The following is a 16,495-nucleotide window of genomic DNA, read 5'->3' as shown; positions in this document are numbered from 1 at the left end:
TCCTTTGACTTAAAAGTTTTTCGTTCGTCGTTCATCGTTCATCGCGATGGCTTGTTATTTTTGCTCCCTTGCGACAAACGATGAACGGCCTGCGACCAACGTAAAACGGAGCTGTCTTCATTGGACAGCTCCGTTTTCTCAATCCTACGAAGGAGGAACGCTATGAAATGTACAGCCATGGCTGCGCTGGTCTTCGCTGCCTGCCTGGCCTGGGGGCCGGCAACGGGGGCGGCACCAGCTGAAAAGCCGGAAAAGGCCCTGACCGGGACTGCCACTGCAGCCGCAGTGGATGCCGGCGGGAAAGCCGGGACCGTTCCGTCTGCCCAGAAGGACGCCGATAAGGCCATCAAGGCCGTCGCGCCCCAGTCCGATGACAAAACCGGCAAAGCGGATAAATCCGATAAAGACGGCAAAGAGAATAAAGACAGCAAAAAAGAAACGGCCCATGTACCGACGGATGATGACTGCGTCCTCCTCGATTCGCTGGATACGCTGACCATTCCGCCCCTGCAGGCCAGTGATTTTTACATCGGCAGCATCCATCACGGCGACAGCCCGGCCAAGGTCAAGCGCATTTTTGGGCCGCCGGCGAAGTTTTCCCGCAGCACCCACTATACGACCATGCAGTACAACGACAAGGACTTGAAGATGCGCTTTACTTTCCGCAACAAGACGGCTGACAGCCTGCGCCACAGTGCCGATACGCGCAAAGCCGTCCTGCCCGGTGCGGAATCGATGTTCCTGTCGGCTGGGACGAACATCCTAATCGGCCGGGACGTACGCCTGAAATATCCGGCCGAAGTGCTGCTGCGCCAATATGGCCTGCCCGATTCGGTCCTGCGCGATGCCGATGCCAATGTCTATTACTTCACTTATGAAAGTCCGCGGAAAGATGTCATGTACGTCTTTGCCATCGGCAACCGCCGCATCGAACGCGTGGCCCTCATGCCCGTGCGGCCGCCGTACATTACGGGGGACGAACCGGCGGACCGCATGAAACTGGGCGAACGGGACTTTACCCTCATGGGTTTTGGCCTCAACCAGCCTTTCGAGCCGAACAAGTACAACATGTGGACCAACCTGGTCAAGCGCAATAACAGCAACTTCTGGCTCTATGGCGATTACGGCGTCGAAGTGGACCGGCGCAATATCGTGCAGAAAGTCTTCCTCTTGACGAATAATGCCTATACTGGCCGCGGGGCGACCCTGGGTTATCATGTCTCGACGATCCTGGCCTTATATGGCCGGCCGGACCGCGTTGAATGGGGGCCGGACAAAGAAAAATCCGTCGACGCCTATTACTATGACAGTCCCTATCAGAAAGGCGTGTCCCTGGTCATCGTCGTGCGTCACAACGAGCCCTATGTCGATGACATCATCCTGACGTCGACGCCGATCAAGAACATCCAGGACCCGATGGAACGGTATGGATTGAAATGATGATACATATTGTTTTGTCATATGTCAAAATAAAATAGCAAAAATGCTTTACTTATATGATGAAAGTTAGGTATAATAAAATAAATAATATAAGAAAACGAAGGTGATTTTCATGGTTACAGATGCAGATGTTTTAAAACGGTGGAAGTACATTGCCCAGGACGATGAAAAATTGTTGATTCTCATTGGCGGACCCGGTTCCGGCAAGAGCAGCTTGATTCGTGAACTGACATTCCAGGATGGCTGGAAAATCTGTGAAGCCCGGGAACTCTTTGATGACGAATTCCTGGAAATCCCCCGCGCTGACCGCCCGGATAAGGCCATTGCCCTGGTGTCGGCAGCCATTCATCGTCTCAATGCCCGTGTTGTCATGATTGATAATGTTGAATTCCTGTTCGCACCGATCCTGAACCTCGACCCCGTAGCGATGCTGAAGAAGTTGAGCCGCGAATGCCCGATTATCGTCAGCTGGCGCGGCAGCCTGGAAGGCAATACTTTGTATTTTGAACACAATGGCGATCCGAAATATGCTAAATTCGTCATCGATAACCCGAATCACGTCATTTGCCTCGACGAATAAAAATAGGCGTAATTTAAAGATTCGTTATTTTTTCGCAATCGTTTTTTCATAGATACTTGTTAGAATGAGTGCTGTCCCGCAAAGAAAAGCTCTTTGCGCGGCAGCACTTTTTTTTTTACCTGCCATTGTGGTATACTTTCTAGTATTGTTGTAAACATTTCATCAGGTATTCAGCGAAAAGGAGTTAAAAACATGAGTGATTATATTATTGCCGTCATCCTGGGTATCGTCGAAGGGGTCACGGAATATTTGCCAGTTTCATCGACAGGCCATATGATTCTCGTCGGCGATATGCTCGGCTTTACCGGTCCCCGGGCCAGCGTCTTTGAAGTCTTCATCCAGCTCGGCGCTATCTTGTCGGTCATCGTCATTTATAAAGAGAAGTTCATCCGCATGCTCCATCAGTACCGCTGCTGGGACCTCTTCCGCCGGGAAAACTGGTTCCGCACCGATACGGGACTGACCCTGGCCCACGTCGCAGCCGGCATCGTGCCGGTCATGGGCATCGGCTATCTGGCCCACCACGCCATCAAGACCTATCTCTTTTCGGCAGGGACGGTCATCATCGGCCTCATCATCGGTGGTATCTTCATGCTCGTCGCTGAAAAGTCCCATACCAAGACGGTCTGTAACGACGTCGAAAAGATGACTATTGCCCAGGCCTTCCTGACGGGCATGTTCCAGATCCTGGCCTTATGGCCCGGCTTTTCCCGTTCCGGTTCGACCATTGCCGGCGGCCTTTTCCTGGGCCTCAGCCGGAAAGCAGCAGCTGACTTTTCCTTCATCATCGCCGTACCGGTCATGATCGTCGCCTGTTTCTATGACCTCTTGAAGAGCCTGAGCGACCTCAGCGGCAACGACCTGGTCATGATCGTCATCGGCTTCATTACGGCCTTCATCGTCGCCTACATCTCGGTCCTCTGGTTCCTGAAATTCATGAACAAGTCGACGCTGGCATCCTTTGCCTACTACCGTTTCGTCGTAGCCGTCATTTCCTTCGTCTACTTCTTCATCCTGTAGGGCGTTGGCCTGCCATCATGCGAGTATGGTTTGTAGTACGGAGCTTGTAGTTGTCAGAGAAAACCTTTAAATTTAAAGCCATCCCCTAACCACTAGCCACTAGCTGCTAACCCTAAAAAGGGGCTGTCGTACGTGCGACAGCCCCTTTTTTTGAATCAGGTTGGCGGGATCCCCATGGCGGGCGCCCCACGTGGTCGCCCCTACGGATGCCGATGGCGGGATTCCCACAACGGGCCGCAACCACGAGCCACTAGGCCACAGACGCCATCACAATCCGCTGCCGGCGAGCTGGCGGAATTCGTTGGCCAGTTCGTCCAGGAAGGGGATGATCTTGGCGTCGTCGATGTCGGCGTTGAAGGCTTCCATCATGTTGGGGAAGAAGATGTACAGGCCCTGCATATAGACGTAGTAGTAATACTGCAGGTCGTCATGGCTCATGATGGCCAAGGCCAGGGCGTCGTTGACGGCGAAGTTGAGGTCGTAGAAGTCGAGGATTTCATCTTTGAAGCGGCCTAAGTCGAGCTCGCCGCGCTGGTAGTCTTCCATGAGGTGGCTGCCCATTTCTCCCAAGGCATCGGCAATGTCGCCGACGTTGTCCGGAACGGCAAGGCCGGCGTCTTCCATGACGTGCGTCAAGGTGTGGAGCGACGTGATCAGGGATTCACAGAAAAAATTAAAGGTCAGGGCTCCTTCAGAGCCGCGCAGATTCGTAAAGACAGTAGATTCCATAAGGACCTCCTTGAAGTAATTTTTTCTATTATAGCATATTTTGCCGGAAATGAATTGAATCGAGGCCATGAATATAGTAGGATAATACTAAGAGTATTTTATAGGAGGTAATCGTTGTGTCTCAACGCAATCAAAAAATTAAATTGAAGAAGCGGTCCCGCCAATCGGCACGTATCCATCGCGGCTTTGCCATGCCTGTCGGTCCGGGCAGTGAAAACAGCCTGGTCAGTTTCCGCGACTTTGCCGATCTGAAGGCCAAGTATTTCCGCTTTACCGGCCGCATCCAGCGCCGGCCTTTTATTTTCCGGACGCTGATCTTGATGTTCGCCCAGTTCATGTTTTCCATCATCCTCTACAGCAAGATCGTCGAATCTATTTTAATCAATCATATGGAATATGCCATCATCTTCGGTATCATCTTCGTTCTGCTGTCCATTCCGGCTATTTGGTCCCAGATTTCCCTGGGCGTCCGGCGCTGTCACGACATCAATAAGCCCGGCCTCATGTTTGCCGTTCCCTTCATTTGTTACCTGGCCAGCTATGTCCTGCCCGTCCTGGGACAGGATACGGCGGCGACGGCAGCCCAGTCGATCATGGCTGTATCCTATTTAGGCTTGTTCACGGTCAAGGGGACGTCCGGCGATAACGCTTACGGTCCGGAACGGGCACGATAGGGGGCGGTAGCATGACCTTAGCAGAAGGAAAAATCGGACACGACTATATCATCGAAACATTGGATTTGCCGGACCAGACGGAAAAGCGCCTCCAGGCCCTGGGCATGATTGAAGGGACGGAAATCTCCGTGCTCAATAATAAGAACGAAGGGACGGTCATCATCAAGATGCGCAGCACCCGCCTGGCCTTGGGCAAGGGCATTTCGTCGCATATCGGCATAAGGGGGAAAGACCATGACTAGCGAAGTAAAAATAAAGGCTGGCCAGCCGCAGGTCCAGAAGGCACCGGTCAAGGCTGAAAAAAAGGAAATGACCGTCGCTTTCATCGGCAATCCGAACTGCGGCAAGACGACGCTGTTCAACGCCTATACGGGGGCCAACCTCAAGGTCGCCAACTGGCCCGGCGTTACCGTCGAAAAAGTTGAAGGCGCCATCAATGCCCACGGCTATCACATTCATCTCGTCGACCTGCCCGGGACGTACAGCTTGACGTCGTACACCATGGAAGAACAGGTTTCGCGGAATTTCATCCTCAGTGACGATGTCGACGTCATCGTCGATGTCATCGACGCGTCGGCGCTGGAACGCAATCTCTACCTGACCTTGCAGCTCCTGGAACTGGGGAAACCCGTCGTCGTCGCCTTGAACATGATGGACATCGTCGAAAAACGGGGCATGGAAATCGACTTGCACCGCCTGCCGGAAATGCTCGGCGTGCCGGTCATCCCCGTATCGGCCCTGAAGCGCCGCGGCCTGAGCGTCCTGCTCCATGCGGCCGTGCACCACAAGGACCACGTCCACCCGGATCGGCTCATCCACAACCATTCAGACCATACCCATCATCAGCATAATCATCACAGTGAATTCGCCATGGTCTACAGCGACGCCATGGAAGACCGCATCGACGCCGTGCGCCAGCTCCTGCATGACAAATATCCCGATTTGTACAATCACCGCTGGCATGCGCTGAAGCTCATCGAAAGGGACCCGGAAATTACGGCCAAGTATCCCGTCGACGACGTCCATCACGTCCTGGACCGCAGTTATGAAACGGATATCATCACCGAAAAATATGCCTTCATCGAAGAAATCATCCATGAAGTCGTCGTCAACCAGGCGTCGAAAGCAGCGGCAACGGATTCCGTCGACCGCTACTTGACCGATAAATGGCTGGGCATCCCCATCTTCCTGGCCATCATGGCCATCGTCTTTTTCCTGACTTTCTTCATCGGCGATATGGTCCAGGATTCCTTCCAGGGCTCCATTGATACTTTATCGGCCCTGGCTGAAGGCGGCCTGACTTCGCTGGGGGCTGACGATATGCTCATTTCCCTGGTCTGTGATGGCATCATCGCCGGCGTCGGCGGCATCCTGACCTTTTTGCCCAACATCTGTATCCTCTTCTTTGCCCTGGCCATCCTGGAAGACAGCGGTTACATGTCCCGCGTGGCCTATGTCATGAACGATATCATGAACCGTTTGGGTTTGTCGGGCCGGGCCTTCATCCCCATGATCCTCGGCTTTGGTTGCAGTGTGCCGGCCATCATGGCGTCGCGTGCTCTGGAGGATAAACGCGACCGCTATCGGACGATGCTGGTTACGCCTTTCATGTCCTGCAGTGCCCGCCTGCCCATTTACATCCTCTTTTCGGGCATGTTCTTCCCGCACAATGCCATGATTGTCGCCTATTCCATGTACCTCATCGGCATCGTCGTCGCCCTGGCAGCCCTGAAGGCGATGAATCTCTTCAGTCATGAGAAAAAGGAAAACGACCTGCTCATCGAGCTGCCGGAATATAAGCGGCCCAGTGCCCATACGGTCTACGTCTATGTCTGGGAAAAAATCAAGGATTACCTGAGCCGTGCCGGTACAGTCATCTTTGCCGCTTCCATCCTCATGTGGTTCATCCTCAACTTCGGCCCTGCCGGCTATGGCGATATGGCCGACAGTTTCGGGGCCATCATCGGCAAGGCCATCGTGCCTTTCTTTGCGCCCATCGGCCTGGGGTACTGGCAGATCTGTCTGGCCCTCATCGCTGGCATTTCGGCCAAGGAAGTCGTCGTATCCAGTTTCGCCGTCCTCTTCGATGGCGTCAACATCAATTCTCCGGCAGCCCTGGCGGCTTTGGCTCTATGATGAGCCAAGGCGGCTTTACTCAGCTCAATGCCTACTGCATGATGCTCTTCTCGCTGCTCTATATTCCCTGTGCCGCCACGATAGCCACGATCCACGCCGAATCGCACAGCTGGAAGTGGACGGCTTTCTCCGTCTGTTTCCAGATTGCCGTTGCCTGGGTCCTGACCTTCGTCGTCTATCAGATCGGAAGTCGGATTTTTTAATCACTAATAACTAAGGAGTGCAGTATGACAGAACCTATGATAAAAACGGATCATCTCAGCCATACCTATGAAGACGAAGACGGCAAGGTGGTCTATGCTTTGAAGGATATTTCCCTGGAAATCGGCAAGGGCGAGTTCGTCGCCATCATCGGGACCAACGGTTCGGGCAAGTCGACGCTGGCCAAGCATTTCAACGTCCTCCTGACGCCGACGTCCGGCACGTGTGAAGTCTGCGGCATGCGGACCGATGACCCCGACAATATCTGGAAGATACGCCAGCACGTCGGCATGGTCTTCCAGAATCCGGATAACCAGATCGTCGCCGCCGTCGTCAAAGAAGACGTGGCCTTTGGCCCGGAAAACCTCGGCGTCCCGTCGGACGAGATCAAGACCCGCGTCAGCGATGCCCTGCGCCGCGTCAACATGACCATTTATGCCAAGCACGGACCGCACCTCCTGAGCGGCGGCCAGAAACAGCGCGTCGCCATTGCCGGTATCCTGGCCATGCAGTGCGACTGCATCGTCCTCGACGAACCGACGGCCATGCTCGACCCTGTCGGCCGCAAGGAAGTCATGGATACGCTCCACCAGCTCCATGACGAAGGCATTACCATCATCATCATCACCCATTTCATGGAAGAAGCCGTCCAGGCCGACCGGGTCGTCGTCGTCGACCAGGCCGAACTGAAGATGGACGGGGCGCCGCGTGACGTCTTTACGCACGTCAAAGAGCTGAAGGCCATGGGCCTCGACGTACCGGTAGCGGCGGAACTGGCCGAACGGCTGCGCCAGAAAGGCCTCGACCTGCCGGACTCCATCATTACCGAGGAAGAATTAGGAGATGCATTATGTCAATTAAGTTAAGCAACGTGACCTATACCTACGGCATCGGGACGCCTTTTGAAAAGACGGCCCTCTACGATACAGATGTCGAAATCCATGAAGGGGAATTCGTCGGCATCATCGGTCATACCGGATCGGGCAAGTCGACGCTGGTCCAGATCCTCAACGGCCTCATCAAGCCGACTTCCGGAACGGTGACCGTCGACGGGACGGATATCGGCAAGAAGACGAAAGAAGCCATGGCCGTGCGCCATAAAGTCGGTATGGTCTTCCAGTATCCGGAGTATCAGCTCTTTGAAGAAACTATTGCCAAAGACATCGCCTTCGGGCCGCGCAATTTCGGTCTGAGCGAAGAAGAAATCACAGAACGGGTCAAAGAAGCCATGGACTTCGTCGGCCTCGATTATAAGACCTATGCCGACCGTTCGCCGTTCCGCCTGAGTGGCGGCCAGATGCGCCGCGTCGCCATTGCCGGCGTCATCGCCATCCATCCGTCGTATCTCATCCTGGACGAACCGTCAGCCGGCCTGGATCCTATCGGCCGGCGGGAAATCTTTTCGGAAATCCAGCGCTGGCACCAGGAAAAGGGCATTACCGTCATCTTGGTATCGCACAACATGGACGATATTTCCCGCCTGGCCAGCCGCCTCCTGGTCTTGTCCCACGGCCATATCGTCCTCGACGGCGAACCGCTGAACATCTTTGCGACTCAGCAGCAGGCCCTGCACGATGCCGGCGTGTCCGTGCCGCCTGTAACGGGTGCCCTCCAATATCTCCAGGGCCGGGGCTTTGCCGTCGACGACCGGGTACGGACGGTCGAAGAAGGGGCACAGGCTATTTTTGACTGCCTGAAAGGAGGCAAGGGCCATGCTCACTGATATTACTTTGGGCCAGTATTTTCCTGGCACGTCTTTTTTGCATAAACTCGATCCGCGCATCAAGATCGTCGCTACGATGATCTTCATCGTCGCCATCTTTTTTGCCCATTCCCTGGCATCCTATGCCATCGTCACGGCCTTCGTGGCCTTGAATTTCGCCATTTCCCGCCTGCCGGCGAAGTTCATCGTCAAGTCGCTGAAGCCCTTGTGGGTCATCATCATTTTCACCATGGGCGTCCATATCTTCACGACGCCAGGCGATGTCCTCTGGCAGTACGGCATTTTCCACATCACCAAAGAAGGCCTGTATCAAGGGGCCCTCATGACGGCCCGCCTGGTCTTCCTCATCGTCTTTTCGTCGCTGTTGACGTATACGACGTCGCCTATCGTCCTGACCGACGGCATCGAACACCTGCTCAATCCCTTTAAGCGCATCGGTGTGCCGGCTCACGAACTGGCCATGATGATGACCATTGCCCTGCGCTTCATCCCGACCCTTTTGGAAGAAACGGACCGCATCATGAAGGCCCAGACGGCGCGGGGTGCCAATTTTACCAGCGGCAGCCTCTTGCAGCGCGGCAAGAACATGATCCCCCTGCTGGTACCGCTCTTCGTCAGCGCCTTCCGCCGGGCCGATGACCTGGCGACGGCCATGGAAGCCCGCTGCTACCGCGGCGGTGAAGGGCGGACGCGGATGAATGAATTGTCCTATACCTATCGGGACGGCATCGCCATGGCGGCTGTCCTGATTGTCACGGCCGTCCTGGCCGCTATGCGGTGGTTATGATGAAGAAGAATATCTGCCTCGTCGTCGCCTATGACGGTACGGATTTCCACGGCTTCCAGCGCCAGACCAACGCCGAGTCGATCCAGGGCTGCATCGAACAGGGCTTGTCGGCTATTTTCCAGACGCCTATTACGATTTATGGCGCCGCCCGCACGGATGCCGGTGTCCACGCCCGCGGCCAGGTCGTCAATTTCTATGGTCAGGAATCGATTCCGACGGAAAAGATTCCCTATGCCATGAAAGGCTATCTGCCGCCGGAAATTGCCGTCCTGTCGGCCCGGGAAATGCCCAATCGCTTCAGCGTCCGCCACGATAATGTGGGCAAGCATTACCGCTATTCCATCGACAACAACCGCATGCACGACCCCTTTCTCCTGCGCTATGCCTGGTTCATCCGCAAGCCCCTGGACCGGCAGGCCATGCGGGAAGGGGCGGCCATCCTCTTGGGGACGCATGATTTTTCTGCTTTTGAAGGCCAGAATACGACGCCCATGAATCCTGTGAAGACGATGTATTCCATTACCCTCCATGAGCGGGGCCATGTCCTAGACATCGACGTCGTCGGCGACGGCTTCCTCTACCATATGGTGCGGAACATTGCCGGCGGCCTCGTCGACCTGGGCCTGCACCGCCTGACACCGGAGCGCTTCCGGGAAATCCTCGCCAGCGGCGACCGGACTCAGCTCGGGGCGACGGCACCGGCCCAGGGCCTGTGCCTGGAGACCGTCTTTTATGATGAAGGGGAGCTGAAAGGGCGCATTGCCGAATTAGAAGGAGAATGAGCTTTTTTACAGCGCTGATGGGCATAATATGCTATAATAAAAGAGAATAGTATAGTTCCGTTTTTTTCAGGCGGAGGTGAGGACCATGCTGACCAGCTTACTGAAAACCATTACTAAAGGAAAAGACCTTAGCGAACGGGAAAGCGCTATCGTCATGGAGCAGATCATGGAAGGGACGATTTCAGACGTCCAGTTGGCTGCTTTTTTGGCAGCCTTGACGACGAAAGGCGCTTCAGAGCGGGAAATCACGGCCTTTGCCCGGACCATGCGGAAATACAGTATGCATGTTCCCTGTACGATGGACGTCTTCGACATCGTCGGGACCGGCGGCGGCCGGACCAAGACCTTCAACATCTCGACGACGGCGTCTTTCGTCATCGCCGCCGGTGGCGTCCGCGTCGCCAAGCACGGCAACCGGGCCAAGACGTCGCGCAGTGGTTCTGCCGACGTTCTGGAAGCCTTAGGGGCCAATATCTTCCTCAGCCCCGAAAGCTGCCTGGATATGCTGGGGCAGATCGGCCTCTGTTATTTCTATACGCGTTACTACTATTATATGATGAAACGTATCGATGCCGTCCGCGAACAGTTGGGTATCTATACGGTCTTCGATGTCCTGCGGCCCTTGACCAATCCGGCTCATGCAGTCTATGAGATCCTCGGCGTCAATGCGCCGCACCTGGTCGAACCCATGGCCCATGTCCTGGCTGCCCTCGGCGTCCGCCACGGCATGGTCGTCTATGGTCAGGACGGCAGCGATGAAATCTCGGCATCGGCAGCGACGACGATTTGCGAATTTACGCCAGAATCGTTTTCGACGTATGAAATCAGGCCGGAAGATTTCAACCTGCCCAGGGCTTCGCGGGACGAACTGCGCGGCGGCCTGCCCAAGCACAATGCTGCCATTACCCGCGCCGTCCTCGACGGCCGCAAGGGCGGGGCCCGGACAGCCGTCCTCCTCAATGCCGGCGCCGGTCTCTACGTCGGCGGCAGTGTCCTCAACCTCTATGCCGGCGTCCGCAAGGCAGCCCGCCTCATCGACAGCGGCCTGGCCCGGCAGAAACTCGATGACTTCCTCATCCTGAGCCAGCGCCTGGGACAGGCGGAAAAAGTGAAGCTCATAGCAGACAGGGACCCGGAAGATATGGTATAATAAAGGGTACGAAAAAATTCATTATTACGTGAGGACCGCATTTCTATGAATGATAAATATTTAGGCTGGCTCCTTCATATCGGCGGGGGCATCTTAGTCGTCTTGATGTTTTTATCGATTCAGCTCATGGCACCTGATTTTTATTCGATCATGTGGCATCTGACCGTCAGTGGTGATCTGGATGGGTTAGCCGATTACATTGCCTCTTTTGGCTTCTATGCCATCGGCATCAGCGTGTTCATGATTGCCTTTGTCAATGCCATCGGCCTGCCGTCCATTCCCTTCCTGACCGTCAACGGCATCATCTTCGGCCTCATTCCGGGCATCATCATTTCCTGGATCGGCGAAGTCATCGGCATTGAAATCAGCTTCCGACTGACTCGGACGCTGCTCCGCAAGCAGGCCCAGAAGGTCATTTCCAAGAGCAAGATGCTGGAAAAACTCGATTCTTACAGCTGTATCAAGACAGTCATGATGGGCCGGGCCATCCCGTATGCACCGAATGTCGTCGTCACGGCGTTCAGTGCCTTGAGCCATATTTCTTACCGCGACCACTTCATTGCCAACTTCTTCGGCAAGATGCCGGCCGTCCTGGTCGAAGTCTGGCTGGGCCATGACCTCCTGCGCATCCAGGAACACTGGGGCCGCCTGCTCATATTGGTAGCCGTCGTTTCTTTCATTTATGGCATCATCTGGTGGCGCAAGCGTCACATAAAAAAAACCGATATCATAGGGTGAAGTAAAAAAAAGGAGCTGTCGCATCGCGACAGCTCCTTTCAGGTTGTTAGTTGTTAGCGGATAGGTTTAATTTTTTACTTTTTTACGAGATTTCCTGTTCTGACGATTTTTTATCGTCCTGGACGATATCAGTCCATAACTTATCGGCTGTCGGCTGCCAGTGCTTGGCATAGGCTTTGCATTTAGCACAGAGGTGTTCAACCGATTCTGGTGACTGCATGTCCGTCGATTTGGCTCCCGTCCGTTTGACCATATCGACGAGGGATTGGGGATTTTCCAACATCGGGCAGGGGCGGAGATGATTGTGGTTGAACGGCTGCCCTTTTGCGTATTCCTTAAATAAGGGCTGCTGGAGACAGGTGATGAGGTCCTGGTCGTTGATGTTGGCACTAGAGTAGTGGATAAAGACGCACGGTTCGACGTCGCCGTTAGGATTGATATGGCAGTAGTTGCGGCCGCCAGCGACACAGCCATCAATGAACTGGCCATCGTTCTGGAAGTCGATAGCAAAAATGGGTTTGCCGCCCTTTACGCTGCGGATTTCACGGATACGCCGTACCATATAAGCACGCTGTTCCGGTGTGGGCAGTAAATCGACAGAGGCATCGTTGCCGACGGGCATATAGTGGAAGTACCAGGTAAACCAGGCTCCCTTGCTGATGAGGAGGTCGAGGAAGGTATCGGATGTGACGGTCTGGATGTTCTTACGGGTATAGCAGATGGAAGTACCGAAGACGATACCGTACTGGCGCAGTAGGTCCATGGCGTGCATGACCTTGTCGAAGACGCCTTCACCGCGGCGGCTGTCGTTGACTTCGCGGAAGCCTTCGACGCTGAGGGAGAAGCTGAGGTTGCCGACCTTGACGACTTCCTGGCAGAATGCATCGTCGATGAGGGTCCCATTGGTAAAGGCGTGGAATTCGCAGTCCGGATGTTTCCGACAAAGTTTCAGGATGTCCGCTTTGCGGACCAGCGGTTCGCCGCCAGTGAGGAGGTAGAAATGGCAGCCTACTTCTTTGCCTTGGCTTACGATTTTATCCATGACATCGTAGGACAGGTTCAGGGTGTGACCATATTCGGCAGCCCAGCAGCCGATGCAGTGCAGGTTGCAGGCGCTGGTCGGGTCGAAGAGGATGGCCCAGGGAATATTGCAGTGATATTTGGCTTTGGCTTCGTCCCGCGTACGCAGACCGTAGAAGCCCGATTCAAAGCCCAGGTCCATGACGGCTGTACGGACTACGTTGGGGTTGAGTGTATCCAGGGCTCGGTTGAGGAATTGGAACCACTTGCCGCCTTCGTCAATGAGCTTGCGGGCATTGGCAAAAGATTCTTCTTCAAATAAGTCACCGAAGAAGGTTTCCATAATCGTGGTCAGTCGTTTCAAAGTCTTCTTACGGGTTTCTGGATTTTTTTCGGCCATGATGCGGTTGACCAGGAGGGCGACCGATTCTTTTTGGGCTTTATACATGAGTTTATTCAAGGGAATCATCTCCTGAGGAGTTTAATGAAGTAATGATTAGCGGATGATGAGGACGGGAAGGCCTGAATGGGAGGATACATAGCGGCCGACGCTGCCCAGGAGGACGCTTTGGATACGGCTCAGGCCGCGGCTGCCCATGACGATGAGGTCCGTTTCCGTATCGGCTGCGGTCTGTAAGATGATCGGACCGGGCGAGCCGATTTTATACAGGCATTGCAAGGGGACTTGAGATGACAATTCTTCCTGGCAGCGCAGGAAGGCGTTATGACCCTTGGTCCGCATGTGAGCGGCTAATTCCTGTAATTTATGCGGTTCCAGCGTATTGGGGATGGCCGTATCGCGCAGGCTGTCGCTGACGCTGGCGACGTAGAGGACGGTCAGGGAAGCGCCATCTCCTTTGGCCAGGACTTCGGCTTGTTTCAGGGCCTGTAAAGACGATTCAGACCCGTCTACGGGCACCAGGATATGCCGGTATGGGCCTTTCTTTTCATCGCGGGCCAAGAGGACCGGGCAGGGTGCGTGGGTGATGACGTAAGTGCTGAGCGCTGCCGAGAAGAAAATTCTTGAGGGCCTGGCCGCCGCCGCGGCCCATGCAGATGAGGTCTGCCGATTGGGATTTCTGTTCTGCCAGGATGGCCGCTTCCGGGGCGCTGAGTTCAAAAATAGACTGGACTGACAGGGAAGCGGGTATCATGGCGGCAAATTTTTTTAACAGTCCTGTGCTGTTGGCCTGGGCCGAAGCCGTCATTTCATCCATAGTCAGTTCACTCGTATTTTCCATTTGCCCGAACTGGTTGATGATATCGGCCATATTGGCGACGCTCAGCAGGGTAATGGCACCGCCAGTGATCCTGGCGATGTCGATGGCGTGCTGCAAGGCTTGTTTAGAATGATCGGATCCGTCGATAGGGACGAGGATATGCTGATATGATTTCATAAAAATACCTCCTTCAAGGGTACCTTTAGGATAGCCTTGAAGGAGGCTGGCGTCAAAGTGGTTTTGCCGTATACGAACTATAGCTCTTGTGTTATAATTAGGTATACGAATATTTTTTGTTACATAAAGGAGCTTTTATGGAGTTGGAAAGACGTGAATATGAATATATCCGTAAAATTGCTGAGACAGGGAGTTTCATAGCGGCAGCCGAAAAATTATACATCACCCAGCCGTCGTTGAGCCAGTTCATCCGCCGCATCGAGCGCCATGTCGGTGCGGAACTCTTTGACCGTTCCCATCAGCCTGTGACCTTGACCGAAGCCGGGCGTATCTATCTGGACATCGAAGGGCAGATCCAGGACTTGTGCAAGGTCCGGGAACAGCGTATCCAGGATTTGGGGCAGACCGTTGGCGGCACCGTGCGCATCGGCAGTTCCAATTATCGCAGTTCGACCATCCTGGCGCGGGCTATTCCCATCATCAACGAACGCTATCCGCACATCGATATCTGCCTGGAAGAAGGGACGACGCGGGAATTGGAAGATTTCGCCATCCAGGGAAAGACGGATTTTTCTATCGTCGTTAAGCCTACAGGGCATAGGGACTTGGATTATATCGAACTTTTCCGGGAAGAATTGCTCTTGGCTGTCTCGCCGGACTGGGGCCTGGGGCGGGAACCGCTGCATGACGAGGGCCTCCACTCCCGCTATCCTGTCTTTGATTATCACAGCCTCGACGGCCATCCCTTCCTGGTCATGAAAGAAGGCCAGGAACTGCGCCATTCCTTTTTTGCCCTTGTCGAAGCCCTGGATATATCGCCGACAGTGGCCCTGGAAACGACGGACATGGCCACGGCCCAGACCCTGGCCGGCATCGGCGTCGGCGCGGCTATCGTACCGGGTGGCCTGGCTCTGGCCAATATCCCAGCTGTGGAACCGAAGTATTTTTCCCTGCGGGCCTATCTGGACGACTGGGATATCGTCCTGGCCTATAAACGGGGACGTTACTTGTCCAAGGCCGATAAAGCCGTCATCCGCGTCATCTGTGACGTCGCTGGTTGAAAAGCGCTGTCGCGTAGCGGCTTCTGCCATCCCCTAACCACTAGCTACTAACCACTAACCACTAAAAAAAGCGCTGTCTTTATAAGACAGCGCTTTTTGCATTCCCAAACGGATTATTTTGCGAAGTAACGAGCCAGGAGGCCATCGAATACACGGCCATGACGAGCTTCGTCTTTTGCCATTTCATGAACAGTGTCATGGATAGCGTCGAGGTTGAGCTGTTTAGCGAGGGTTGCGATTTCTTTCTTGCCTGCGCAAGCGCCCTGTTCAGCAGCAGCACGCATTTCGAGGTTGGTCTTGGTGTCGTCCGTAACGACTTCGCCGAGGAGTTCAGCGAATTTAGCAGCGTGTTCAGCTTCTTCGAAAGCGATGCGTTTGTAGGCTTCAGCGACTTCCGGATAGCCCTGGCGGTCAGCGACACGGCTCATAGCGAGGTACATGCCGACTTCGGAGCATTCGCCTGTGAAGTTGAGGTGGAGGCCTTCGAGGATGCGTTCGTCGACGCCTTTAGCGATGCCTACGCGATGTTCGTCAGCGTATTCTTTGACACCAGCGACGAGTTCCGTGAATTTTTCTTTCGGAGCGCCGCACTGAGGACACTTTTCCGGAGCTTCCGTACCTTCATAAACAAAACCGCAGATACCGCATACAAATTTTTTCATCATTCATTCCTCCTGATATTATAATACATTTTGAATAAAATGGATATTAACTGAATACTAACAAATAACTTTTATTTGTTATGGCTACATTGTAACAGACTGATGGGGGAAAATCAAGAGTAATTTTGTAAAACTTTTAATTGAAAATAATTATTGATTAAAAAATAAGGCCTTGGAGGGGCGAGGCGGCACCATTTTATTGCAATTTATACATGAGTCTTATATAATGGAGGTAGTATTCAGAAAAAGCCAAGACGATACGATTAGCATAGAAAGAGACTGAATTTTGGAGGTTACGCCTAATGTGGAAGAAAAAAGTAGCATGCATCCTGCTGTCGATGGCCTTGTCGTGGGACCATGGCTGCCGGTGCGGCCGATTATACGATCCTGGAAAA

Annotated in this window: 19 protein-coding genes; 14 read left to right on the top strand and 5 right to left on the bottom strand. The window is 54.1% G+C overall.

Features of this window, described 5'->3' with window-relative positions; translation table 11 throughout:
- Positions 1–162 precede the first annotated feature (162 nt).
- From NM10_RS10175 to NM10_RS10165, 3 genes are all read left to right on the top strand, one after another.
- Positions 163–1,440 carry a hypothetical protein gene (locus NM10_RS10175; RefSeq protein ID WP_020311494.1) on the top strand — a complete coding sequence of 426 codons (1,278 nt, stop codon included), beginning with the start codon at positions 163–165 and terminating at the stop codon, positions 1,438–1,440.
- A 112-nt stretch (positions 1,441–1,552) separates the two neighbouring features.
- Positions 1,553–2,020, top strand: a complete 468-nt coding sequence (gene brxF / locus NM10_RS10170) for a BREX-3 system P-loop-containing protein BrxF (protein ID WP_020311493.1) — start codon at positions 1,553–1,555, stop codon at positions 2,018–2,020.
- Between the two features lie 192 nt (positions 2,021–2,212).
- Positions 2,213–3,040, top strand: coding sequence for an undecaprenyl-diphosphate phosphatase (locus NM10_RS10165; RefSeq protein WP_020311492.1), 828 nt, complete (start codon positions 2,213–2,215; stop codon positions 3,038–3,040).
- Between the two features lie 267 nt (positions 3,041–3,307).
- Here NM10_RS10165 and NM10_RS10160 read toward each other — a convergent pair whose 3' ends face one another.
- Positions 3,308–3,769, bottom strand: coding sequence for a hypothetical protein (locus NM10_RS10160; protein WP_020311491.1), 462 nt, complete (start codon positions 3,767–3,769; stop codon positions 3,308–3,310).
- Between the two features lie 116 nt (positions 3,770–3,885).
- Between NM10_RS10160 and NM10_RS10155 the strand changes: the two genes are divergently transcribed.
- From NM10_RS10155 to NM10_RS10115, 10 genes are all read left to right on the top strand, one after another.
- Positions 3,886–4,443, top strand: coding sequence for a DUF805 domain-containing protein (locus NM10_RS10155; RefSeq protein ID WP_020311490.1), 558 nt, complete (start codon positions 3,886–3,888; stop codon positions 4,441–4,443).
- Between the two features lie 11 nt (positions 4,444–4,454).
- Positions 4,455–4,685: a FeoA family protein gene (locus tag NM10_RS10150; protein ID WP_020311489.1), complete on the top strand. Its 231-nt coding sequence runs from the start codon at positions 4,455–4,457 to the stop codon at positions 4,683–4,685.
- A complete protein-coding gene (gene feoB / locus NM10_RS10145) occupies positions 4,678–6,579 on the top strand; it encodes a ferrous iron transport protein B (protein ID WP_256378983.1) in 1,902 nt (633 codons plus the stop codon). Before NM10_RS10150 ends, feoB begins: the two co-directional genes overlap by 8 nt.
- Positions 6,576–6,782 carry a nucleoside recognition domain-containing protein gene (locus NM10_RS15050; RefSeq protein WP_256378982.1) on the top strand — a complete coding sequence of 69 codons (207 nt, stop codon included), beginning with the start codon at positions 6,576–6,578 and terminating at the stop codon, positions 6,780–6,782. The genes feoB and NM10_RS15050 overlap by 4 nt, the downstream gene beginning before the upstream one ends.
- Before the next feature lie 24 nt (positions 6,783–6,806).
- Complete coding sequence (locus NM10_RS10140; protein WP_020311488.1) at positions 6,807–7,646, top strand: energy-coupling factor transporter ATPase; 840 nt, start codon at positions 6,807–6,809, stop codon at positions 7,644–7,646.
- The gene (locus NM10_RS10135; RefSeq protein WP_020311487.1) at positions 7,631–8,503 is read left to right on the top strand and encodes an energy-coupling factor transporter ATPase; all 873 of its coding nucleotides are present in this window, start codon (positions 7,631–7,633) and stop codon (positions 8,501–8,503) included. The genes NM10_RS10140 and NM10_RS10135 overlap by 16 nt, the downstream gene beginning before the upstream one ends.
- Complete coding sequence (locus NM10_RS10130; protein ID WP_020311486.1) at positions 8,493–9,290, top strand: energy-coupling factor transporter transmembrane component T family protein; 798 nt, start codon at positions 8,493–8,495, stop codon at positions 9,288–9,290. Before NM10_RS10135 ends, NM10_RS10130 begins: the two co-directional genes overlap by 11 nt.
- On the top strand, positions 9,290–10,072 hold the full coding sequence (gene truA, locus NM10_RS10125) for a tRNA pseudouridine(38-40) synthase TruA (protein ID WP_020311485.1): 783 nt from the start codon (positions 9,290–9,292) through the stop codon (positions 10,070–10,072). Before NM10_RS10130 ends, truA begins: the two co-directional genes overlap by 1 nt.
- An 85-nt stretch (positions 10,073–10,157) precedes the next feature.
- Positions 10,158–11,222 (top strand): anthranilate phosphoribosyltransferase, encoded by a 1,065-nt coding sequence (gene trpD, locus NM10_RS10120; RefSeq protein ID WP_020311484.1) that lies wholly within the window; start codon positions 10,158–10,160, stop codon positions 11,220–11,222.
- A gap of 45 nt (positions 11,223–11,267) precedes the next feature.
- Positions 11,268–11,960, top strand: a complete 693-nt coding sequence (locus NM10_RS10115) for a TVP38/TMEM64 family protein (RefSeq protein WP_020311483.1) — start codon at positions 11,268–11,270, stop codon at positions 11,958–11,960.
- Positions 11,961–12,042: 82 nt separating this feature from the next.
- On the opposite strand, the gene NM10_RS10110 is transcribed toward NM10_RS10115, so the two are convergent.
- The 3 genes from NM10_RS10110 to NM10_RS14725 are packed head-to-tail and all read right to left on the bottom strand — an operon-like array spanning position 12,043 to position 14,377.
- A complete protein-coding gene (locus NM10_RS10110) occupies positions 12,043–13,449 on the bottom strand; it encodes a radical SAM protein (protein ID WP_239639703.1) in 1,407 nt (468 codons plus the stop codon).
- A 27-nt stretch (positions 13,450–13,476) separates the two neighbouring features.
- Positions 13,477–13,941 carry a universal stress protein gene (locus tag NM10_RS14730; protein WP_020311481.1) on the bottom strand — a complete coding sequence of 155 codons (465 nt, stop codon included), beginning with the start codon at positions 13,939–13,941 and terminating at the stop codon, positions 13,477–13,479.
- A complete protein-coding gene (locus NM10_RS14725) occupies positions 13,928–14,377 on the bottom strand; it encodes a universal stress protein (RefSeq protein WP_020311480.1) in 450 nt (149 codons plus the stop codon). Before NM10_RS14725 ends, NM10_RS14730 begins: the two co-directional genes overlap by 14 nt.
- Before the next feature lie 137 nt (positions 14,378–14,514).
- Here NM10_RS14725 and NM10_RS10100 point away from each other — a divergent pair, with 137 nt between their 5' ends.
- Positions 14,515–15,438, top strand: coding sequence for a LysR family transcriptional regulator (locus tag NM10_RS10100; RefSeq protein ID WP_036243998.1), 924 nt, complete (start codon positions 14,515–14,517; stop codon positions 15,436–15,438).
- A 113-nt stretch (positions 15,439–15,551) separates the two neighbouring features.
- Here NM10_RS10100 and NM10_RS10095 read toward each other — a convergent pair whose 3' ends face one another.
- On the bottom strand, positions 15,552–16,100 hold the full coding sequence (locus NM10_RS10095; RefSeq protein WP_020311478.1) for an NADH peroxidase: 549 nt from the start codon (positions 16,098–16,100) through the stop codon (positions 15,552–15,554).
- Between the last annotated feature and the right edge of the window lie 395 nt (positions 16,101–16,495).

This window comes from Megasphaera sp. NM10, from assembly GCF_000417505.1.
Lineage (GTDB): Bacteria > Bacillota > Negativicutes > Veillonellales > Megasphaeraceae > Megasphaera > Megasphaera intestinihominis.
Note: the sequence above shows the minus strand (reverse complement) of the source record. Positions and strands in the feature narration are given on the sequence as shown.